Consider the following 21412-nt stretch of genomic DNA (forward strand, 5'->3'; position numbering starts at 1 on the left):
AGGATGCAGCGCTTTCCTTTTTCTGCAGCGCCTGTCGCAGCTCGCCGCCGTTCCCTGCTGGCGGCCGCGCTGGCCGCCATCGTCCTGCCGCCGGGCCGCGTCACATGGGCCCAGGAAACGGCTCCGTCTCCACTGCAGGGGCTGGAGGACCGCGTCGATGCACAGATGGGACGCCTGCTGGCCGCCTACCCGATACCCGGCGCCAGCATCGCGATTGCCTACCAGGGTCGCCTGGTCTACCAGCGCGGTTATGGCATGGCGGTTACCGAAACGCAGACGCCGGTGACGCCGCAGACGCGGTTCCGTATCGGCAGCATTTCAAAGTCCGTGACCGCCATGGCGGTGCTCAAGCTGTTCGAGGGTGAATTGCCTGAGGCGCTGGAGCGCAGGGTGTTCGGTCCAGACGGTCTGTTGCCGGACACGGCCTATCCGGATTTTGCCCAGCCGCTTGACCGGCGCGTGTTGCAGATGACCCTGCGCGACCTGTTACAGCATACCGCTGGCTGGGGCGACAGTGACTACGAGCCGCTTTACGACCTGCGCCATATCGCCGAGGCGATGAAGGTCAAGTCGCCGGCGTCGGCAAATGATGTGATTGCCTACGTGCTCAAGCAACGTTTGCTGGATGCCGCGCCTGGTACGGAATTCTTCTACGACAATTTTGCCTATGTCGTCTTGGGCCGCATCATCGAGCAGCGTTCCGGTCAGCCCTATGCGCAAGCCGTACAGGCGCTGGTCTGGCATCCTGCTGGCGTCAGCGATGCCGCCATCGCAGCCGACGGTCGTGCGGGGCGGGCCGCCGGCGAGGCGGTCTACTATGACGATGCGCGCTGGCCAGCGGTCCCGGCTGCTGAAGGCGAGGGCGCTGCTATTCCCCAATCCTACGCCGTCCATCATTTCTCCAGCATGGACGCAACGGCCGGCTGGATCGCCAGCGCCGCCGATCTGGTGCAGTTCGTCGATGCGGCGCAGGGGCGCAACCGGCCCGCTTTGCTCCAGCCTCAGACCGTGGCGTTAATGAAGCAGCGTCATCCGCGCATGCCTGATAACCCCTATGGATTGGGGTGGGTGCTGACCCGAACCGGCGGCGTAGACATCATCTCGCACAGCGGTGCGCTGCCCGCCGGCAGCTATGCCTACCTGCAGTCGCGCGCCGATGGCTGGTCCTGGGCGGTGTTGTTCAACCGCATGCCCGTGGCCTATCCGCCCGAGCAGGATGTGGAGGGGCTGCAGGCCTTCCAGGCTGCGGTGCAGCGCGGCCTGATGGCGGCCATCGTGCAGCCGTCGGCAGCACCGGTCGAGCCCGCTCCTGATGCTGATTCTGCTCCTGCTCTTGACCCTACTCCTGGTCCCAGATAGCGCCTTCGGCTTTGGTCAGTCGCAACAACAACCCCGTCCTGCCTGATGCAGCACGGGGCTTGTCGATGGTGGCGTCGCTTCACTGGCAGTGGATGATCAGCTCTCTACGGTATCTCCCCGCGCAGGTTCATCCGCCATGAAGGGCAGGGTGATATCGACCCGCAAGCCGCCATTGCTGCGGTTGGCCGCTTGGATGAAACCATGGTGGGCTTCGACGATGCGCCGGGCGATCGACAGTCCCAGCCCGTGACCGGAACTGTTGCTCTTGGTGCGGCTGCTGCGGAAGAACAGTTCGAAAATACTGTTCATCTCTTCTTCCGGCACACCTGGCCCCCGGTCAAGAATGGACAGGTGCAGCAGCTTGTTGATCTCGTCGAGCTGGGTGTGGATCTGTACCGTGGTCCCCGGCGCGGTGTGCTTGATGGCGTTGCGCAGCACGTTTTCGATGGCGCGGTAGAGCAGCTCCGGATTGCCCTTGACCTGCACCCTGCAGTCGAGTTGGTCGTCCACATGCTTGCCAATGGCTTCGGCTTCGAAGCTGGCATCGTTGATCATGTCGCCCAGCATGGCTTCGATGGCGATCGGTTCTTCCATCGAGCCTGGCACGTTGGCTTCCAGGCGCGAGAGCGTCAGCAGTTCGCCGACCAGCTTGTCCATGCGCACGCTTTCGCGCTCGATGCGTTCCAGGGTCAGGTCCAGCTTGTCCTTGTCCTGTACCCGCGCCAGCCCGATGGCCACCTGCAGCCGTGCAATCGGCGAGCGCAGTTCGTGGGAGACATCGTGCAGCAGCCGCCGTTGGCTTTCCATCAGGGTGCGCAGCTTGGCAGTCATGAGGTCGAAGTCACGGCCCAGGTCGGCCAGTTCATCATTGCGCGCGCTCATGACCGGCTCCAGCTCCAGGTCAAGGTTGCCATTGGCGGCCTGGTTGAAGGCATTCTTGAGATGGCCGATGGGGTGCGAGAAATACCACGCCAGCAGTAAGGCAAACACCAGGCTGGCCAATAGCGCGACGGCGATGGGCATGGTCGGGAAGAACATGGACTTGGGTCCGCGCTCACCTATCCGGTGGGGTTCTCGCCCACCTCCGGGAGGACCGCCCGGGCCGAACTCGTCACTGGGCGCGGGGATGAACATCAGGTAACTGTGGCCATTGGGGGCCTTGACCCGTTCCACCACCCGGCGCTCGCGCTCGGTGGCCAGAATATGCTTGGCTTGTTCCACCAGTTTTGGCGAGACCTCGCGGCCCATCAGGTCCTTGTTGTCTTCGTCTAGGGCATAGAGCTGCAGCCGATGCGGCCGGCCCTCGTTGATCAGGCTGCGCAGCGCTTCGGTGCCGCCGAACTGCAGGGTGGCGGCAGCCGAGCGGATCATGAAGGAGGCCGGCGGGCTGAGGTCGATTTCCGAGTTGCGATTGCTGCGTTCGAGGTTTTCGACCCAGAACAGCACGCCCACGCCAAAGGTGGCGGTGATCTGGGCGATGGCGATAAAGAAGAAGAACTTCCAGAATAACCGGCCCACTTTATTCCTTGATGAACTGGTAGCCGAGTCGGTAGACGGTCTGGATGCAGCTCTTGTCGCTGCCCAAGGCGGCGATCTTCTGGCGGATGCTGGAGAGGTGGACGTCGATGTTGCGGTCAAAGCGCGCCAGCGGGCGGCCCAGGCCCTGTTCGGACAGGTGTTGCTTGCTGACCGGCTTGCCGGCATTGCGCGCCAGCACTTCCAGCAGGTTGAATTCGCTGCTGGTCAGTTCCAGCGGCTTGCCGTTCCAGGTGGCGCGGCGCTGTTCCGGCCACATCGACAGTGCGCCTACGGCCAGCGGCGAGTAGGGCGACTGCTCGTTGTTCTCGGCCGAGGCGCGGCGCAGGATGGCGCGGATGCGCGCCGCGATCTCGCGCGGCGAGCAGGGCTTGGGAACATAATCGTCAGCGCCCAGCTCCAGGCCAATGATACGGTCGGTGTCATCGCCCTTGGCCGTCAGCATCACCACCGGCATGCTGCTCTTGGCGCGGATGCGGCGCAGGGTGTCAACACCGTTCAGGCGCGGCATCATCACGTCCAGCACCGCGATGGCGTACTGGCCGGTCAGCGCTTCGGCGGCGCCTGCTTCGCCATCGTAGGCGACATTGACTTCGAATTTTTCCTGCTCCAGGTATTCCTTGAGCATGTCGACGAGTTCCACGTCATCATCGATCAAAAGCACTTTAGACATTGCTGCATTCCATTCTCGAATTGCCCCGCACACATGCCGCCGGGCGTCGGCAGCCGGTAATATGCCGTAAAAGGATTTGCAGAAGTGTTGCCAAGCTTCTTTACAATTGCATCTTTACAATCATTTACTGCGGCGCGCAGAACAGCCAGGCCCTTGCCAGTGTCCTGCACGGCAGGATTCCAAGCCACGTTGGCGGGAGCACCTTTGCAGAACTTTACTCCCCTTTGCCAGCCGAGCGTCAACTTAACACGGAACGGCCATCCCGCCGCCTGCCCATAGCAGGGTGCTACCGGTAGCCATGTTAAGCTGCCGGCCATGAATTCCCCCGATCCTGTCACCCTGGCCCGTCTGATGGGCCTGATGTGCGACGCCATCGCGCTGCGCGGCGCCCAGCAAGCCGAGGCCGCCCTGGCGGCGCTGGATCAGGCTGTGGCCCTGGACCCGTCATTTCTTCCCTTGTACATGCAGCGCGCGGACCTGCTGCAGGAAATGGGCTCCTTGCCCGAGGCCATTGCTGCCTGCGCCGCCTGTCTGGACCTGGCGCCGGACTATGTCGAGGCCAGGGCGCTGCATCGCAGCCTGCTGCAGCGTTGGGCGACCCAGTGCGAATTGCAAACGGCGGACGAGGGTGCATCAGACAGCGCGGCGCTGATCGACCTGGCGCGCGCCCGTCTGCAACTGGATCAGCCCCTGCCAGCCCTGGCGGCAGTGGAGCGCGCGCTGGCATCGGGGCAGGCCGGCCCGGCGCTGCACGCCTTGCATGCCGACATCCTGTTGCGGCTCAATCGCCATGAGGAGGCGCTGCAATGCTATCCCCCAACCGCTGACGATGACCAGGCCCGCGCCCTGCGTGCCTTCAACATGGCCGACATCCTGCGCCGCATGGGACGCATCGAGCAGGCCCAGGCCGCCTTTGAGCAAGCCTTGCGGTGGCATCCTGATTTCCCCGAGGCTGAGGTGGGCCGCGCCCACATGCTGCTGAGCCAGCAACACTATGCTGAGGGGTGGCGCGCCCACGAAGCGCGTTTCGGCATCGCCGAACTGGCCCGGCGTGGCATCGACAGCCCGCGTCCACGCTGGCGGCCCGGGGAGCAGGTGCGCGGTAAGCGCGTCCTGCTCTGGGCCGAGCAAGGGCAGGGCGATACCCTGCAGTTTGCCCGCTATATCCCGTTGGTGGCGCAGCAGGCGGCAGAGGTGAGCCTGTGCGCCCCGGCGTCCTTGCTGGCCGTGCTGGCTCCTTGCCTGCCCCAGGTTCGATGCATGGCCAATCCCGGCGAGGCACCGGACCATGATCTGCACGCTTCCCTGCTGAGCCTGCCCTTGCTGCTGGGACTGCCCGATCCACGTCAGGGCCCGCCAACGCCCTATCTGGCGGCCCAGCCGCAGCGGCTGCAGCAGTGGCAGGCCTATCTGTCGGCCTTGTGGCCAGCCATGCCGCGCCGCCCGCGGATCGGGATTGCCTGGGCTGGCCGGCAGTACGCCACGGTGCATCACAGTCGCGATATCCCGCTCGATGCGCTCGCGCCGCTTTGGACGCTGCCCGCCGACTTTGTCAGCCTGCAGGTCGAAGTGCCTGCAGACGACCAGACCGCTCATGCGACGCTGGCGCAGCGCTTGCATACGCCGGTGTTGGCCGACTGGGCCGATACGGCGGCCTTGCTCTGTGCCCTGGATCTGGTGATCAGCGTGGACACCGCTGTCGCGCATCTGGCCGGCGCGCTGGGCGTGCCTTGCCTGCTGCCCTTGCGGTATGACGGCGAGTGGCGCTGGGGTGTCAAGGGTAGCCAGACGCCCTGGTATCCCTCGCTGCAGCTGCTGCGCCAGCGTGAGCGGGGTCAGTGGGGCCCGGTCATTGAAGAGATGCTTGCCGTTTGCACCGAGCGATTGCTGCAGGCGAAATGAAAACGGCTGCCAGGGGCAGCCGTGGTGGCGGGCAGGGCGGTTGGGAGGGATCAGCGGCGATGCTGCTTCATCGCCGACTGGATTTCGCGCTGGGTGTCGCGCTGCTTTTCGGTCTCGCGCTTGTCGTGCTGCTTCTTGCCCTTGGCCAGGCCGATGTCGCATTTGACGCGACCTTTGCTGTAGTGCAGGTTCAGCGGCACCAGCGTGTAGCCGGAGCGCTCGACCTTGCCGATCAGCTTGCTGATCTCGGCTGCATTCAAGAGCAGCTTGCGGGTGCGGGTGGTTTCCGGATGCACGTGCGTGGAGGTGCTGGTCAGCGCACTGATGTGGCAGCCGAACAGATAGACTTCGCCATTGCGCACGATCACATAGGCTTCCTTCAATTGCACGCGGCCAGCGCGGATCGACTTGACTTCCCAACCTTGCAAGACGAGGCCGGCTTCGAATCGCTCTTCGATGAAGTAATCGAAAAAGGCCTTTTTGTTATCAATAATGCTCATCTAAATAAAAATTCGTCTCGTCGGTTAAAATTGTGCCTTTGCGATTTTATCAAACGGATCACCCTCGATGGCAGTCGTTCACAAAACCGTCCTGATCAACTATAGCGCGGAGCAGATGTTCAACCTGGTCGACAAGGTTGAGGATTATCCTGAATTCCTGCCCTGGTGTGGCGGTGTCGAGGTCTCCGAGCGCAGCGATGAGAGCCTGACCGCCAAGATCAAGATCAACTACCACGGCCTGAAGCAATCCTTCAGCACCCAGAACACCAATGTGCGTCCCACCAGCATGACCATGCGCCTGGTGGAAGGGCCGTTCAAGCATTTCGAAGGCCGCTGGACCTTCAAGCCTTTGCGCGAAGATGCCTGCAAGATCGAATTCGATATGGAATACGAGTTTTCCAGCCGCATTCTTGAAGGCGTCATCGGACCCGTCTTCAGCATGATCGCCAACAGCTTCGTCGATTCCTTCTGCAAGCGCGCCGAACAGATATATGGCTGATGTGTCTGTTTTGCAAGTGCAGCTGTGCTACGCGGCGCCCGGCTTGCAGATACTGCGAGACCTGGAAGTCGAGCCGGGCTGCACCATCCAGCAGGCCATCCTGGACAGCGGACTGCTGCGCCAGCATCCTGCCATCGATTTGTCGGCCTGCAAGGTCGGCATCTTTGGCAAGGTCAAGCCGCTCGAGAGCCCCTTGCGCCAGCGTGACCGTATCGAAATCTACCGTCCCCTGATCGCCGATCCCAAGCAATCGCGTCGTCGCCGCGCCCTGGGGAAGGAGCCGACTCCCCCATCTTGAGCGGGGGCGGTGCTTGTCGCGATTTCAATCTATCCAGCGTTTTTGCCACGCCAGGATGGATAAACGCAAGCAGGGCAAGACGCAAGTTCAAGTTTTCTGTATAATTCGCTTTTGCGCCTATAGGAAACACTATGCGTCTTCTCCAAAAAGCACTCACGTTCGATGATGTGCTGCTCGTTCCGGCCTTCTCGGACATCCTCCCCAAAGATACTTCCCTGACCACGCGCCTCACGCGCAAGATCTCGCTGAACATTCCGCTGGTCTCGGCGGCGATGGACACCGTGACTGAAGGTCGTCTGGCCATTGCCATGGCGCAAGAGGGCGGCATCGGCATCATCCACAAGAACCTGACGCCCAAGGAACAGGCGCGCGAGGTTTCCAAGGTCAAGCGTTTCGAGTCCGGCGTGGTCCGCGACCCGATCACCATTCCCCCCACCATGAAGATCCGTGATGTCATCGCGCTGTCCAAGCAGCATGGCATTTCCGGCTTCCCGGTGGTGGAAGGCAAGGCGCTGGTGGGCATCATCACCAACCGCGACCTGCGCTTCGAAGAAGAACTGGACGCAGAAGTCCGCGCCAAGATGACCCCGCGTGAGAAGCTGGTCTACGTCAAGGAAAACGGCTCCAGCGCCGATCCCGAAGAAGCCAAGCGTCTGATGAACAAGCACCGCCTGGAGCGCGTGATGGTGGTCAACGACGCCTTTGAGCTGCGCGGCCTGATCACCGTCAAGGACATCGAGAAATCCACCGAACACCCCTTCGCCTGCAAGGACGAACACGGCAAGCTGCGCGTGGGCGCGGCCGTCGGCGTCGGCCCTGACAATGACGAGCGCATCGAGCTGCTGGTCGCCGCCGGCGTGGACGTGATCGTGGTCGATACCGCCCACGGCCACTCCGCTGGCGTGCTCAACCGCGTCAAGTGGGTCAAGACCAAGTTCCCACACGTGGAAGTCATCGGCGGCAACATCGCTACCGCCGCTGCCGCCAAGGCGCTGGTCGAGCATGGCGCGGACGCCGTCAAGGTCGGTATCGGCCCCGGCTCCATCTGCACTACCCGTATCGTCGCCGGTGTCGGCGTGCCGCAGATCTCGGCCATCGCCAACGTCGCTGAAGCCCTGAAGGGCACTGGTGTTCCGGTCATCGCCGACGGCGGTATCCGTTTCTCGGGCGACGTCGCCAAGGCGCTGGCCGCCGGCGCTTCGGCCGTGATGATGGGCAGCATGTTCGCCGGTACCGAAGAAGCGCCGGGCGAAGTGATCCTGTACCAGGGCCGCAGCTACAAGTCGTATCGCGGCATGGGCTCGCTGGGTGCAATGGCCGATGGTTCTGCTGATCGCTACTTCCAGGACGGCGACAATACCGCCGACAAGTTCGTGCCGGAAGGCATCGAAGGCCGCGTTGCCTACAAGGGCTCGGTGGTCGCCATCCTGTATCAACTGGTGGGTGGCGTGCGCTCCTCCATGGGTTACTGCGGTTGCGCCTCCATTGACGACTTCCGCGAGCGTGCCGAGTTCGTCGAGATCACTTCGGCCGGCATGCGTGAATCGCATGTCCACGACGTGCAGATCACCAAGGAAGCCCCGAACTACCGCGCCGAGTAATTTTCGATGCGGCCACAGCCCGACAGTCCAACGGCATCATGCCAGGCTGTCGGGCTGTTGAACTTTTCAGCAGTCCATTTCCAACGTAGCTAACGTAGCCAGACCTCATTGCCCATGTCCACGCATTCGCATTCGAAAATCCTGATCCTCGACTTCGGTTCCCAGGTGACCCAGCTCATCGCTCGCCGCGTGCGCGAAGCCGGTGTGTTTTCCGAGGTATTCCCGCATGACGTGACCGACGAGTTCGTGCGCAACTACGGCGCAGCCGGCGTCATCCTTTCCGGCGGCCCCAACAGCGTCACCGAAGGCGATACCCCGCGCGCTCCGCAAGCGGTCTTCGAACTGGGCGTGCCGGTGCTGGGCATCTGCTACGGCATGCAGACCATGGCTGAGCAACTGGGCGGCAAGGTCGAGAACGGTCATCTGCGCGAATTCGGCTACGCCGAAGTGCGCGCCCACGGCCACACCAAGCTGCTGGACAACATCAGCGACTTTACCAACGCCCAGGGCCACGGCATGCTGAAGGTCTGGATGAGCCACGGCGACAAGGTCAACGAAATGCCCGCCGGCTTCAAGCTGATGGCTTCTACTGGCAATTGCCCGATCGCCGGCATGGCCGACGAAGAGCGTCGTTTCTATGGCCTGCAATTCCACCCGGAAGTCACCCATACCGTGCAGGGCAAGGCCATGCTGGGCCGCTTCGTGCACGAGATCTGCGGCTGCCAGTCGGACTGGAACATGCCGGACTACATCGCCGAAGCCGTCGAGATGATCCGCCAGCAAGTGGGCAGCGATGAAGTCATCCTTGGCCTGTCGGGCGGTGTGGACAGCAGCGTGGCAGCGGCCCTGATCCACCGCGCCATCGGTGACCAACTGACCTGCGTGTTCGTCGACCACGGCCTGCTGCGCCTGGACGAAGGCAAGATGGTCATGGAGATGTTTGCCAAGAACCTGGGCGTGAAAGTGATCCACGTGGACGCCACCGCGCAGTTCATGGGCCACCTGGCTGGCGTGACTGATCCGGAAGCCAAGCGCAAGATCATCGGCCGCGAGTTCGTCGAAGTGTTCCAGGCCGAATCGGCCAAGCTGACCAGCGCCAAGTGGCTGGCCCAGGGCACCATCTATCCGGACGTGATCGAAAGCGCCGGCAAGGGCAAGAAGACCGCCCACACCATCAAGAGCCACCACAACGTCGGCGGCCTGCCGGAAACGCTGAACCTGAAGCTTTTGGAGCCGCTGCGCGAACTGTTCAAGGACGAGGTGCGCGAACTGGGCGTGGCGCTGGGCCTGCCGCCGGAAATGGTCTACCGTCATCCGTTCCCGGGTCCAGGCCTGGGTGTGCGTATCCTCGGTGAAGTGAAGAAGGAATACGCCGACCTGTTGCGTCGTGCGGATGCGATCTTCATCGAAGAACTGCGCAATACCAAGGATGAAGATGGCCAGACCTGGTACGAAAAGACCAGCCAGGCGTTTGCCGTGTTCCTGCCGGTGAAGTCGGTGGGCGTCATGGGCGACGGCCGCACCTACGAATACGTGGTGGCGCTGCGTGCGGTGCAGACCCAGGACTTCATGACGGCGCATTGGGCGCATCTGCCGCATGAGCTGCTGGGGCGGGTGTCCAACCGCATCATCAATGAGGTGCGGGGCTTGAACCGGGTGGTGTATGACATTTCGGGGAAGCCGCCGGCGACCATCGAGTGGGAATGATCGCGCCTATGTGATCGATAGCGGATGGCGAGAAAGCGCCTAAGATTCGCATGATGTAACTGCACCCCAAAACTTTGGATTCCGATCCCACTTTTGGGGTGTTTTGTAATACTCAAGCAAACCCTACTTGGGTTAAGCGATGGGAACGTCTCTGTCAGTGTTCCTGTATTGACCAGAAATGGAGGCGTAAATAACTAATGCCACGTAAGAAATTCATCTATAAAGCTAGCCCTATATCTTACATACTGCGGACGCAAATGAGATCTATCTTTGTAGATGGGTTCGCCTTCATCATCTAAGCTGGAACATTTGGTAGCGTTGCATAAAAAGTCCATGGGATTTACCACGTCCGCTCCAGCGGACCGGGCGATCTGCTCTAAATCCTTTTGTATTTTTCCATATCTTTCATCAATATCTTTTCTACTCAATCCTCCCTCTTTCAGCTTAATTGCATGTGGGAAATACTTGAGGTCGCGCGTAATCATAAATTTAGGATCAAGTTCATCTCCGATTGGGATATTTAAAATGAGGTAAACTTTTTTCCCTAAATACTTTAGTTCTCTTATATATCTCGCCAAGCGGTTTAAGGCTGCGGAATAATCCTTGCCTGCAGTTCCAAAGCTTCCTCTTAATCCATATCCGTCTGATAAATAGCTATTCCATTGGGCACCTATAACGACGCTTGCTACGCTTGCATTAGTTTTGGCATAGTTGAGCGCGGTTTCCATTAAGTTGGTGCAACTCATATGAACCTCGTCATATGGGGAGCCGGGAATGGCAAGGCAGCCACCTCCAGTTGCAAAAACTACGCTATTGCTGTTGTTCGGCTTGGTCGAAATTAACTCATCGGTGCGGACGTAGTATTGCTCAATATTCGAATCGCCGATAAACAATGTTATTTCATCCACGTTCGAATTTTGGCGGTAGAAGGTTCTGTTTTCAAAATTGAATGCGGTTAGTTTTCCAGGATACTGCCACTCACCGGCTGCCCTGGAAATTCTGGTGATATCTGCGGACACTCTGGACTCCCATCCATTAGCCGCAAATGTCCAGTAGCCGACAGCCCCCACGAGGGCCATTAGGCCTATAAGCGCTGTTACTGTGATTTTTGTGTTGGTATTATTTCCTGTGCGTATAGGGCGCTCAACAATTTCATACGTAAACCAGGCGAGAATGATAGCAAGGGCTATCGCTCCTACGCGCAATGAATAGCTTGGCAATTCATTATCGACTATTCTTGCAAAAGAAAGTACGGGCCAATGCCATAGGTAAAGCGGGAAGCTAATCAGTCCAAACCAAACCAGAATTTTGTTGGAAAGCAAGGTGCGATTAACCCAGGCTGCCGGCCCGGCGGCAATAATTAATATTGTGCCTAAAATGGGAACCAATGCCCACATTCCAGGGAACGCCAGTTCTTTATTGATTCGCCAGAAGCCGTACAGCACTATGCACAAGCCAGTGATGGACGAGACGTCGATTAAAAATTTTCCGTCAGACTTCCGCTTTTCGCTATATATAAACTGAAGTATCCACGTACCTAATCTGGACCTAAGTTCGATTGTTGTGTGTTGCTTATAAAGCGTGAACCATGCCAACAAGGTGCCGCTTAGCAGTTCCCAAAATCTTGACTGGGGTAGATAAAAAGCGGCGCTCGCATCTTTATTAATTCCTTTAATATTTGCAGTAAAGGAAGCTAAGGCGACAATAATGGTGATTGTTAAGAGGTTGAGTTTCCGTCGCCAGGAAAAAAATAATAACATTGGCCATAAAATATAAAATTGTTCCTCAATACCTAAACTCCATAAATGTAACAACGGCTTGGTTTCAGCGCTATTGTCGAAATAGCCGGACTCATCTCTCAAAAGAAAGTTCGAAACAAAGCTGGCGCCACCTGCAATATGTTTGCCTAACTGTTTATATTCGTCCGTTAGAAGGACGAACCAACCCACAACAAAGCATGTGCTCAATACGAGAAGAAGGGCAGGAAAAATGCGTCTTACGCGGCGAGCGTAGAATTCTGTAAAAGTAAAGGTACCTCTGTCCAGATTCTCAAAAATGATGGTTGAGATAAGGTATCCGGAGATAACAAAGAAAACATCTACTCCGATAAATCCACCTCTAATGAAATTGGGGAAGCCGTGAAAGCTCACTACTGCTAACACCGCGATAGCCCTTAAACCATCAATGTCTGAGCGATATTTCGAGTGTGAAAGTGCGGGGCGTTGAAGGATGCTCATAAATTGTAAATACGTTTTTAGCCTGGAACAGGGTCGCATATGCACAATAATCACACCTAAGGCATATTTTAATTGCGCGAAATTATATATTTGCCGGAATTGTCCGGCAACGCAGTGCCACCTCAGCTAATTGGACTTGAAAGGACTGGTCTGATGACAGATTCATCGGACTTGGGTGCCTTGCGCTTCGCCGAAGGTTGGTATTTCCTCTACTCGCGGTCAGCACGATCGGTTTGGTTCGATGAGATTTTCCCCGTGACAATCACGTAGTGCTTCCGCACCGCCTCCACCACCTCAAAGACCCCCTTAAACCCAGCCGGAATCACCATCGCATCGCCTGGTCCTGCCTCGGCCGCATGGCCTTGCTCATCAATGACCCGGCAACGACCTTCCAGTACATAGAAATACTCGTCCTTGTTCTGTGCGAAGGCGATGCGCCAGCTGCCTTTTTCGCAGGCCCAGATGCCGGCGTTTACTTCGCCGCTGGCGCTGGTGAAGTGGTTCCAGGTAGTGCGCAGGGGATTGCCGTCCAGTCGGCGGTCTTCACGCGGATGGTCGAATTCGGGCGGGGGCGAGCTGAGGCGAAATTGGGTAATGGCATTCGTAGTGGTCATGGCGGCAAGGCAGGCGTCGAACAGTCTTTTTGAGGGCAGCAGTGTAACAGCAGCCGCACCGCTACTGTCGTGCTGGCTGGCACCAAGCGGCCGGCCTTCAGTCACACGCTTGCATAGGTGAACAAGGAGACATGCATGAGCAAGATCTGGATCGGTATTTCCGGTTGGCGTTACGCGCCCTGGCGCGGCAGTTTCTATCCCAAGGGATTGCGACAGGACGATGAGTTGCACTACGCCTCCAGGGTACTGCCCAGCATCGAACTCAACGGTTCCTTCTACGCCCTGCAACGCCCCGAAAGCTATCAGCGCTGGTATGACGAAACGCCAGCCGGTTTTCTCTTCAGCCACAAGGGCAATCGCTTCATCACCCACACCCGGCGCCTGCAGGACATCGATGGCGCTCTGGCCAACGTGTTTGCCTCCGGTGTCTTCAACCTGAAGGAAAAACTCGGGCCTTTCCTGTGGCAGTTCCCGCCCAGCTTCCGCTATGAGCCTGAACCGCTGGAACACTTCCTGAGCCTGCTGCCGCACGATACCGAAGCGGCCATGGCCCTGGCGCAAGGGCACGAGCCGCGCATGCAGGGCAGGGTGGCGCTGGAGATCGACAGGAAGCGCAAGCTGCGCCATGCCATGGAAATCCGCCATGACAGTTTCGTGGACGAGTCTTTCATCAAGCTGCTGCGCAAGTACCAGGTGGCCCTGGTGATCGCGGATGCGCCCAAGAAGTGGCCTTACCAGGAAGACGTCACGGCCGATTTCATGTACCTGCGCCTGCACGGCGACAAGCGCCTGTACCAGAGCGGCTACAGCGATGAGGCCATCGACGCCTGGGCCGAGCGCATCCGCGCCTGGGCCGCAGGCGGGCAGCCGGAGCAGGGGCCGCGCATTTCGGCGGCCGCCCCGCGCAAGCGCGCCAGTCGGGATGTGTACTGCTATTTTGATAACGATATGAAGGTCAAGGCCCCCTTCGATGCCCGCCGGCTGATCGAGCGCCTGGGATTGAAGCTGGATTTGCCGCCGCCGGGCTTGATGCTCAATGATGCCTGATGAGGATCAATGAGCTCATGATCGGCCCCGACCGGCTATAATATGCCCCCTGGACGCCAGCGAAATCGGCTGCAATATCAGTGACTTAGTCATGGATTCACGCTGGCGTTGTCCGACCCCTTCTGTTTGTGGCTGCCAGGCCGGCCATCCCTTATCGTGACTTACAGCATCAAAGAAATCTTCTATACCTTGCAGGGCGAGGGCGCTCATGCCGGTCGTCCGGCGGTGTTTTGCCGTTTTTCGGGCTGCAACCTGTGGACCGGACGCGAGGAAGACCGCGCTCGCGCCATCTGCCAGTTCTGCGACACCGACTTTGTCGGCACCGATGGCGAAAACGGCGGCAAATTCAAGTCTGCCACCGAACTGGCCGCCAAGATCGACAGCCTCTGGCCCGCCAGCTATGCACCCAGCAAGTATGTGGTCTTCACCGGCGGTGAACCGCTGCTGCAACTGGATGCCGCCTTGATCGAGGCGATGCACGCGGTGGGCTTTGAAATCGCCATCGAGACCAACGGCACCATCGACGTGCCTGACGGCGTGGACTGGATCTGTGTGAGCCCCAAGATGGGATCGGAACTGAAGGTTCGGCGCGGCAGTGAACTCAAAGTCGTGGTGCCGCAGCCCGGCCAGCCGTTGGATGAGTATGAAAAGCTGGACTTCCAGCACTTCCTGCTGCAACCCATGGACGGCTTGCAGGCGGCTGCCAATACCCGTCTGGCCATCGAGATGGTCAAGAACAATCCCAAGTGGAAGCTGAGCATCCAGACCCACAAGCTGCTCAATATTCCCTGAATTTTCCTTCATGCGGCTGTGCGCCGCGTGATTACAATAGCCTCATCCCGTCCGCTGCACAGCTGATGCAGCGGGCTTCTCTGAAGAAACATCCATGCTGACCATCACCCGCAAACTCGAATTCGACGCCGGCCACCGTATCCCCGACCACAAGAGCCAGTGCCGCAACCTGCACGGCCACCGCTATACGCTGGAAATCACTCTGACCGGCGCGGTCATCGACATCGAGGGCAATTCCGACAATGGCATGATCATGGATTTCTCCGACATCAAGGCCCTGGCCAAGGAACACCTGGTCGATGTCTGGGACCACGCCTTCCTGGTCTATGAAAAGGACACGCCCGTGCGCGACTTCCTGGCCAGCCTGCCGGGCCACAAGACGGTCATCATCGGCAGCATCCCGACCGTGGAAAACCTGGCCCGCGAAGCCTTCGCCATCCTCAAGGCGGCCTACAAGGACCGCTATGGCACCGGCCTGCACCTGCAAAAGCTGGTGCTGCATGAAACGCCCAATTGCTGGGCCGAGATTACGGCAGACTGATGGACGCGCCTTGCACTGTGCCATCCGCATCAGCGGCGGCTGGCGAGGCCGATCTGCTGCACATGCGCGCCGCGCTGGAGCAGGCCCGGCATGCCTGGGAGTTGGGCGAGGTGCCGGTGGGGGCGGTGGTGGTCAAGGACGGCGTCGTCATCGCCACCGGCTTCAACCAGCCCATCGGCAAGCATGATCCCACTGCCCATGCCGAGATCATGGCCTTGCGCCGCGCAGCGGAAATCCTGGGCAACTATCGCTTGCCGGGTTGCGAACTGTATGTGACGCTGGAGCCGTGCGTAATGTGTTCCGGCGCCATGATGCATGCGCGCCTGGCACGGGTGGTGTTTGGCGCTGCCGATCCCAAGACCGGTGCTTGCGGTTCGGTGGTCAACCTGTTCGAGCAGGATCAGCTGAATCATCATACAGCCCTGCTGGGCGGCGTCATGGCCGAGGAGTGCGGACAATTGTTGAAGGATTTCTTTGTCATGCGGCGCGAACAGCTCAAGCAGCAACGTCTGCAGGCTGCCGCCGGTGAGGACAGTCAGGAAAATGGAGCAGCAGGATGACAGCAGGTCGTGAACTTCTGGAGGGGCTGGTTCCGCCCGGCACCGGCGTGGCCATCGTGGCCCCCTGCGGTCACGCCGGCGTTGACCCCGAGCGGGTGCCGCGCGGCGTGGCGCTGCTGGAGTCGCTGGGTTGCCGGGTGCGCAACTTCTATGACCATCAGCAGCGTTATCAGCGCTTCGGCGCGACCGATGCGCAGCGCGCAGCACAGCTGATGGAGGCTGCCGCCGATCCGGACGTGGACGTGATCCTCGGCCTGCGCGGCTCCTACGGCATGAGCCGCATCCTTCCCGCGCTGGATATCGCCGCCCTGGCGGCCAGCGGCAAGCTGCTGGTGGGGTATAGCGACTTTACCGCCCTGCAGTGCGCCTTGCTGGCGCACTGCGGCCAGGGTGGTTTCCAGGGACCAATGCTGTGCGGCGACTTCGGCGCCGAGTCGCCGGACTGGCAGGCGCTGGCCTGCTTCTGGAAGACGTTGACCTCGCCCCGGGTGATGGTGCGCAACTACAGCGGACCGGATGGCATGGACCGCGCTCCGATCGGCGACCGTCGTACCGATCCGGCCAGCCCGGTGGTGCGTTGCGAGGGCAAGCTGTGGGGCGGCAACCTGGCGATGATGGCGCACATGATGGGTCATCCGCAGTTTGCGCCGGTCGAGGGCGGCATCCTGTTCCTGGAAGATGTGAACGAGCATCCCTTCCGCGTCGAACGGATGATCTTGCAATTGCATCAGGCGGGCGTGCTGGCCAGGCAGCGCGCCATCTTGCTGGGCGACTTCTCCGGCTATCGCTTAGCCGAGATCGACAACGGCTACGATTTCACCCAGATGCTGGCCTTCCTGCGCCAGCACATCGCCACACCCATCGTCACCGGCCTGCCGTTCGGCCACGTGCGCGACCTGGTCACCTTGCCCATCGGCGCACATGCCGTGCTGGATGCGCAGGGTGCGGATGGCTTTACGCTGACCCTGTCGGATTATCCGACCCTGACCCGCCGCTGAACCTGGCCAGTGGCCAGGGAGGTCATTTTTCCTTGATCTCGACCTTCACCGCATCCTGCTCGACGGTGATCTTGCCCGGTTCGAAGCTCTTGCCATTCATCTGCAGCTGTTCCGGCTTGAAGGTATAGAGCGCATAGTCGCGCAGGAACTGGTCAGCCGCAGCGTTGCCCAAGGCGGTCAGTTGCTGTGCGTACTGTGGCGGCAGGTCGCTGCTGTCGACCTTGTCCACCTTGGGCGCATCCAGTCGCAGCGAACGCGTGGCCGGGTCGTATTTGAAGGCGCTGCTCAGCGTCAGCACGGCATTGACCGGACGCTGCAACAGCAAGGGATTGGCGATCTGTGCATCGACCACCGTATTCATGCGATTGTCGGCAGGCAGCATGCCCAGGCGCGGATTGCTCAGTGTGACGTCGAAGATGTCCATGTAGCGCAGCTTGCGCGGGAATTGCGGCGCAATGGCGCTCTGCAGTTGCTGCCTGGACACGGTGTATTCGTTGGTCCAGATGTTGTAGCCGCTGTCGGCGGCGTGGCCCAGGGATGGGATCAGGGTGACGCCAGCGAGGAAGAGTGCGACAGGGAAGACAGGGAAGAGGGCTCGCTTCATGCTTGCAGTGTCCAGAGTGTCAAAGTGGATAGGAACCCCGACCGGGGCGAAAAATCCCGGGCAATTGTAAGCGCCAGCCGCGTCGGCATCACAGCCAGCATTGGTTTTTGACAAGTTTTAGCGGCCTGCCGACGGCGCAAAGCGAGCAGTGGCGGGCTCGGAGTGGTAAAATCCGCCGTTTCGCGTGCCACGGCATCGGCTTCGTTCTGCGCACGCAAGTTACATTTTTGAAAAGGTTTTCGCAGTGCTATCCACCGCAAACATCACCATGCAGTTCGGCGCCAAGCCGTTGTTCGAGAACATTTCCGTCAAGTTCGGCGATGGCAATCGCTACGGCCTGATCGGCGCCAATGGCTGCGGCAAGTCCACCTTCATGAAGATCCTGGGCGGCGACCTGGAGCCCTCGGGCGGCAACGTCAGCCTGGACGTCAACGAGCGCCTGGGTAAATTGCGCCAGGACCAGTTCGCCTATGAAGAGATGCGCGTGCTGGATGTGGTCATGATGGGCCACGTCGAGATGTGGGCCGCCATGTCCGAGCGCGACGCCATCTACGCCAATCCGGACGCCACCGACGACGACTACATGAAGGCGGCTGATCTGGAAGCCAAGTTCGCCGAATACGACGGCTACACCGCCGAAGCGCGTGCCGGCGAGCTGTTGCTGGGCGTGGGCGTGCCCATCGAACAGCATAACGGTCCCATGAGCAATGTTGCGCCCGGCTGGAAGCTGCGCGTGCTGCTGGCCCAGGCGCTGTTCTCCAACCCGGACATCCTGCTGCTGGACGAACCGACCAACAACCTGGACATCAACACCATCCGCTGGCTGGAAGAAGTGCTCAACGAGCGCAATTCCACCATGATCATCATTTCCCACGATCGCCACTTCCTCAACCAGGTCTGTACCCACATGGCCGACATGGATTACGGCACGCTGAAGGTCTATCCGGGCAACTACGACGACTACATGCTGGCCTCTTCGCAAGCGCGCGCCCAGCAGCTGGCCGCCAATGCCAAGGCCAAGGAAAAGGTCGCCGAACTGCAGGACTTCGTGCGCCGCTTCTCGGCCAACAAGTCCAAGGCCCGCCAGGCCACGTCGCGCGCCAAGCAGATCGACAAGATCAAGGTCGAGGACATCAAGCCGTCTTCCCGCGTGAACCCGTTCGTGCGTTTCGAAGGCGAGAAGAAGCTGCACCGCCTGGCCGTGGAAACCCAGGGCATCACCAAGACCTACGACCGCGACATCTTCAAGAACTTCAGCATCATGGTCGAAGCCGGCGAGAAGATCGCCATCATCGGCGCCAACGGTGCGGGTAAGACCACCTTGCTGCGCAGCATCGGCGGTGATGTCACCGGACTGCATCCCGATTCCGGCGAGGTGAAGTGGGCGGAGAACGCCAACGTCGGCTACATGCCGCAGGACCCGACCGAAGAATTCGCCGGTGGCGAAACCCTGACCGACTGGATGGGCAAGTGGACCCAGGAAGGCGACGATGACCAGGCCGTGCGCGGCATCCTGGGTCGTCTGCTGTTCTCGGGCGACGATGTGAAGAAGTCGGTGAAGGTGCTCTCCGGTGGCGAAAAGGGCCGCATGATGTACGGCAAGCTGATGCTGGGCCGCCACAACGTGCTGCTGATGGATGAACCGACCAACCACATGGACATGGAATCCATCGAGTCGCTCAACATCGCGCTGGAAAAGTACGCCGGCACCCTGATCTTCGTCTCGCACGACCGTGAATTCGTGTCTTCTCTCGCTACCCGCATCCTCGAAGTGAAGGACGGCCAGGTGATCGACTTCCAGGGCGGCTACGAAGACTACCTGGCCAGCCAGGGCATCGAATAATCCCCCCAACCGCATCAGCACAGCATTGTTGACCGCCATGCAAGCAACAGCAACCAAGGTCGTCGAATTCGAGCGACCCCAAATGGAGACCGGCGGCAGTTGTACCGCCAATGCGTGGGCCAAGGTACCGGCCACGCCCAGCCCCGAGGAACGCGCGCAATTGAAAGCGCGCATCCGCCAGCTGCTCAAGGAAAAGCAGGCGGTGCTGGTGGCGCACTACTACGTCGATGGAGATCTGCAGGACCTGGCCGAGGAAACCGGCGGCTGCGTCTCCGATTCGCTGGAAATGGCCCGCTTCGGCCGTGACCACGCCGCCCAGACCCTGGTCGTGGCCGGCGTGCGCTTCATGGGCGAGACCGCCAAGATACTGAGTCCCGAAAAGCGCATCCTCATGCCCGACCTGGAGGCGACCTGTTCGCTGGACCTGGGTTGCCCGGCCGATGAATTCGCCGCCTTCTGCGACCAGCATCCGGACCGCACCGTGGTGGTCTACGCCAACACCAGCGCCGCCGTGAAGGCGCGCGCCGACTGGATGGTGACCTCCGGCATCGGTCTGGAAATCGTCCAGCACCTGCACGCTCAGGGCAAGAAGATTCTGTGGGCGCCCGACAAGCACCTGGGCAGCTACATCCAGAAGCAGACCGGAGCCGATATGCTGCTGTGGCAGGGTTCCTGCCTGGTGCATGACGAGTTCAAGGGCGTGGAACTGGAACTGATGCGCGCCGAGCATCCGGACGCGCTGGTGCTGGTGCACCCGGAGTCGCCCGAGGCAGTAGTGGCCCAGGCCGACGTGATCGGTTCGACTTCACAGCTGATCGCCGCCGTGCAGGCCTCCGACGCCCCGGCCTTCATCGTCGCCACCGACAACGGCATCCTGCACAAGATGCGTGCCGCCGCACCTGGCAAGCGCTTCATCGATGCCCCGACTGCCGGCAACAGCGCCACCTGCAAGAGCTGCGCCCATTGCCCGTGGATGGCCATGAACGGCTTGCAGAATCTCTTGCATGTGCTGGAGACCGGCGCCAACGAGATCCATGTCGATCCCGCAGTCGGCAAGCAGGCGGTGGTCTGCATCGATCGCATGCTGGACTTCGCCGCCCAGCGCAAGGCCAAGGTCCGCCCCTCGGCGCGCCTTGAAGACGAACAGCAACTGTTTGCAGGAATCGGTCCCGCATGACGCTCCACGCCCTCACATCCGCCTCGACCATTGCCGCCAGCAATCTGCGCAATCCTTTCGGGCCTTTCGATGCCGCTCTGCATGCGGCCTTCGACGCCAACGTCAACCAGGCCATCGCCGAAGACGTGGGCGACTGCGACTACACCGGCCTGCTGGTCCCCGAGAGTGAATTCGTCAAGGCCCGCGTGATCGTGCGCGAAGCCGCCGTGCTGTGTGGCGCGCCCTGGTTCGAGGCGGTCATGACCCGTCTCGATCCGCGCCTGCAGGTCAGCTGGCGTTACGCTGAAGGCGAACGCATGGCCGCCGATAGCGAGGTCTGCATCATCGAAGGCCCGGCCCGCGCCTTGTTGACCGCTGAACGCGGAGCCCTCAATTTCCTGCAATTGCTCTCTGGCGTGGCCAGCGCCACCCGCCGTTACGTGGACGTGGTGCAGGGCACCCGCGCCTCCATCCTCGATACCCGCAAGACCTTGCCCGGCCTGCGCCTGGCGCAGAAGTACGCGGTCCGGGTGGGCGGAGGCGTCAACCAGCGCCTGGCGTTGTACGATGGCATCCTGATCAAGGAAAACCACATTGCCGCCGCTGGCGGTATCACCGCCGCCGTGGCGGCCGCTCTCAAGCTCAACGTCGGTGTCAGCATCCAGGTTGAGGTGGAGAGCATCGGCGAACTCAACGAAGCCCTGCAGGCCGGCGCGCGCTCCATCCTGCTGGACAATTTCTCGCTGGAGATGATGCGTGAAGCCGTCACCGTCAACGCCGGCCGCGCCTTGCTGGAAGCTTCCGGCGGGATCAACATGCAGACCGTGCGCGCCATTGCCGAGACCGGCGTGGACCGTATCTCTATCGGCAGCCTGACCAAGGACGTCCAGGCCACCGACTTTTCGCTGCGCGTGGTCGGCTAAGTCTTCCCGCTGCGGCGCTGCG

General features: G+C 60.5%; 21 protein-coding genes. 14 read left to right on the forward strand and 7 right to left on the reverse strand.

Features of this window, described 5'->3' with window-relative positions; genetic code table 11:
- Positions 1–3: 3 nt before the first annotated feature.
- Positions 4–1359, forward strand: a complete 1356-nt coding sequence (locus tag BGK68_RS18540; protein WP_075258291.1) for a serine hydrolase domain-containing protein — start codon at positions 4–6, stop codon at positions 1357–1359.
- Between the two features lie 96 nt (positions 1360–1455).
- On the opposite strand, the gene BGK68_RS18545 is transcribed toward BGK68_RS18540, so the two are convergent.
- The 3 genes from BGK68_RS18545 to BGK68_RS27585 are packed head-to-tail and all read right to left on the reverse strand — an operon-like array spanning position 1456 to position 3885.
- Positions 1456–2877 (reverse strand): ATP-binding protein, encoded by a 1422-nt coding sequence (locus tag BGK68_RS18545; protein WP_075258292.1) that lies wholly within the window; start codon positions 2875–2877, stop codon positions 1456–1458.
- A gap of 1 nt (position 2878) precedes the next feature.
- Positions 2879–3568 carry a response regulator transcription factor gene (locus tag BGK68_RS18550; protein WP_013234178.1) on the reverse strand — a complete coding sequence of 230 codons (690 nt, stop codon included), beginning with the start codon at positions 3566–3568 and terminating at the stop codon, positions 2879–2881.
- The gene (locus BGK68_RS27585) at positions 3550–3885 is read right to left on the reverse strand and encodes a hypothetical protein (protein WP_143433103.1); all 336 of its coding nucleotides are present in this window, start codon (positions 3883–3885) and stop codon (positions 3550–3552) included. Before BGK68_RS27585 ends, BGK68_RS18550 begins: the two co-directional genes overlap by 19 nt.
- Between BGK68_RS27585 and BGK68_RS18555 the strand changes: the two genes are divergently transcribed.
- Positions 3884–5470, forward strand: coding sequence for a tetratricopeptide repeat protein (locus tag BGK68_RS18555; protein WP_075258293.1), 1587 nt, complete (start codon positions 3884–3886; stop codon positions 5468–5470). The two genes, BGK68_RS27585 and BGK68_RS18555, sit on opposite strands and share 2 nt — an antisense overlap.
- A gap of 50 nt (positions 5471–5520) precedes the next feature.
- Here the strand turns inward: BGK68_RS18555 and smpB are convergent, their stop codons facing one another.
- Positions 5521–5970: an SsrA-binding protein SmpB gene (smpB, locus tag BGK68_RS18560; protein ID WP_039788244.1), complete on the reverse strand. Its 450-nt coding sequence runs from the start codon at positions 5968–5970 to the stop codon at positions 5521–5523.
- Positions 5971–6037: 67 nt separating this feature from the next.
- On the opposite strand from smpB, the gene BGK68_RS18565 reads away from it, so the two are divergent.
- The 4 genes from BGK68_RS18565 to guaA all read left to right on the forward strand — a co-directional run bounded on the left by BGK68_RS18565 (position 6038) and on the right by guaA (position 10075).
- Entirely contained in the window at positions 6038–6469 is a 432-nt protein-coding gene (locus BGK68_RS18565) for a type II toxin-antitoxin system RatA family toxin (RefSeq protein WP_013234181.1), read from the forward strand.
- Positions 6462–6767, forward strand: a complete 306-nt coding sequence (locus tag BGK68_RS18570) for an RnfH family protein (RefSeq protein WP_075258294.1) — start codon at positions 6462–6464, stop codon at positions 6765–6767. The genes BGK68_RS18565 and BGK68_RS18570 overlap by 8 nt, the downstream gene beginning before the upstream one ends.
- A gap of 131 nt (positions 6768–6898) precedes the next feature.
- Complete coding sequence (gene guaB / locus BGK68_RS18575; protein ID WP_075258295.1) at positions 6899–8368, forward strand: IMP dehydrogenase; 1470 nt, start codon at positions 6899–6901, stop codon at positions 8366–8368.
- Positions 8369–8482: 114 nt separating this feature from the next.
- Positions 8483–10075, forward strand: coding sequence for a glutamine-hydrolyzing GMP synthase (gene guaA / locus BGK68_RS18580; RefSeq protein WP_075258296.1), 1593 nt, complete (start codon positions 8483–8485; stop codon positions 10073–10075).
- A 194-nt stretch (positions 10076–10269) separates the two neighbouring features.
- On the opposite strand, the gene BGK68_RS18585 is transcribed toward guaA, so the two are convergent.
- Both BGK68_RS18585 and BGK68_RS18590 read right to left on the reverse strand, forming a co-directional pair.
- Complete coding sequence (locus tag BGK68_RS18585) at positions 10270–12312, reverse strand: acyltransferase family protein (protein WP_075258297.1); 2043 nt, start codon at positions 12310–12312, stop codon at positions 10270–10272.
- 209 nt (positions 12313–12521) lie between these two features.
- Complete coding sequence (locus tag BGK68_RS18590) at positions 12522–12926, reverse strand: cupin domain-containing protein (RefSeq protein WP_075258298.1); 405 nt, start codon at positions 12924–12926, stop codon at positions 12522–12524.
- Positions 12927–13061: 135 nt separating this feature from the next.
- On the opposite strand from BGK68_RS18590, the gene BGK68_RS18595 reads away from it, so the two are divergent.
- The 5 genes from BGK68_RS18595 to ldcA all read left to right on the forward strand — a co-directional run bounded on the left by BGK68_RS18595 (position 13062) and on the right by ldcA (position 16864).
- Positions 13062–13973: a DUF72 domain-containing protein gene (locus BGK68_RS18595; protein WP_075258299.1), complete on the forward strand. Its 912-nt coding sequence runs from the start codon at positions 13062–13064 to the stop codon at positions 13971–13973.
- A 156-nt stretch (positions 13974–14129) separates the two neighbouring features.
- Positions 14130–14765, forward strand: a complete 636-nt coding sequence (queE, locus tag BGK68_RS18600; RefSeq protein WP_075258300.1) for a 7-carboxy-7-deazaguanine synthase — start codon at positions 14130–14132, stop codon at positions 14763–14765.
- 94 nt (positions 14766–14859) lie between these two features.
- Entirely contained in the window at positions 14860–15306 is a 447-nt protein-coding gene (gene queD / locus BGK68_RS18605) for a 6-carboxytetrahydropterin synthase QueD (RefSeq protein WP_013234189.1), read from the forward strand.
- Positions 15306–15866: a tRNA adenosine(34) deaminase TadA gene (gene tadA / locus BGK68_RS18610; protein WP_075258301.1), complete on the forward strand. Its 561-nt coding sequence runs from the start codon at positions 15306–15308 to the stop codon at positions 15864–15866. Before queD ends, tadA begins: the two co-directional genes overlap by 1 nt.
- The gene (ldcA, locus tag BGK68_RS18615; RefSeq protein WP_075258302.1) at positions 15863–16864 is read left to right on the forward strand and encodes a muramoyltetrapeptide carboxypeptidase; all 1002 of its coding nucleotides are present in this window, start codon (positions 15863–15865) and stop codon (positions 16862–16864) included. Before tadA ends, ldcA begins: the two co-directional genes overlap by 4 nt.
- 22 nt (positions 16865–16886) lie before the next feature.
- On the opposite strand, the gene BGK68_RS18620 is transcribed toward ldcA, so the two are convergent.
- Complete coding sequence (locus BGK68_RS18620) at positions 16887–17468, reverse strand: DUF1439 domain-containing protein (RefSeq protein WP_075258303.1); 582 nt, start codon at positions 17466–17468, stop codon at positions 16887–16889.
- Positions 17469–17712: 244 nt separating this feature from the next.
- Here BGK68_RS18620 and BGK68_RS18625 point away from each other — a divergent pair, with 244 nt between their 5' ends.
- Genes BGK68_RS18625 through nadC form a run of 3 tightly spaced genes read left to right on the forward strand, consistent with a single transcriptional unit; the run spans position 17713 to position 21390 of the window.
- Entirely contained in the window at positions 17713–19311 is a 1599-nt protein-coding gene (locus tag BGK68_RS18625; protein WP_075258304.1) for an ABC-F family ATPase, read from the forward strand.
- A 37-nt stretch (positions 19312–19348) separates the two neighbouring features.
- Positions 19349–20488 carry a quinolinate synthase NadA gene (gene nadA / locus BGK68_RS18630; RefSeq protein WP_013234194.1) on the forward strand — a complete coding sequence of 380 codons (1140 nt, stop codon included), beginning with the start codon at positions 19349–19351 and terminating at the stop codon, positions 20486–20488.
- The gene (gene nadC / locus BGK68_RS18635) at positions 20485–21390 is read left to right on the forward strand and encodes a carboxylating nicotinate-nucleotide diphosphorylase (RefSeq protein ID WP_075258305.1); all 906 of its coding nucleotides are present in this window, start codon (positions 20485–20487) and stop codon (positions 21388–21390) included. The genes nadA and nadC overlap by 4 nt, the downstream gene beginning before the upstream one ends.
- The last annotated feature ends 22 nt before the right edge of the window (positions 21391–21412 follow it).

Source organism: Herbaspirillum camelliae (genome assembly GCF_001929405.1).
Classification (GTDB): Bacteria; Pseudomonadota; Gammaproteobacteria; order Burkholderiales; family Burkholderiaceae_D; genus Herbaspirillum; species Herbaspirillum seropedicae.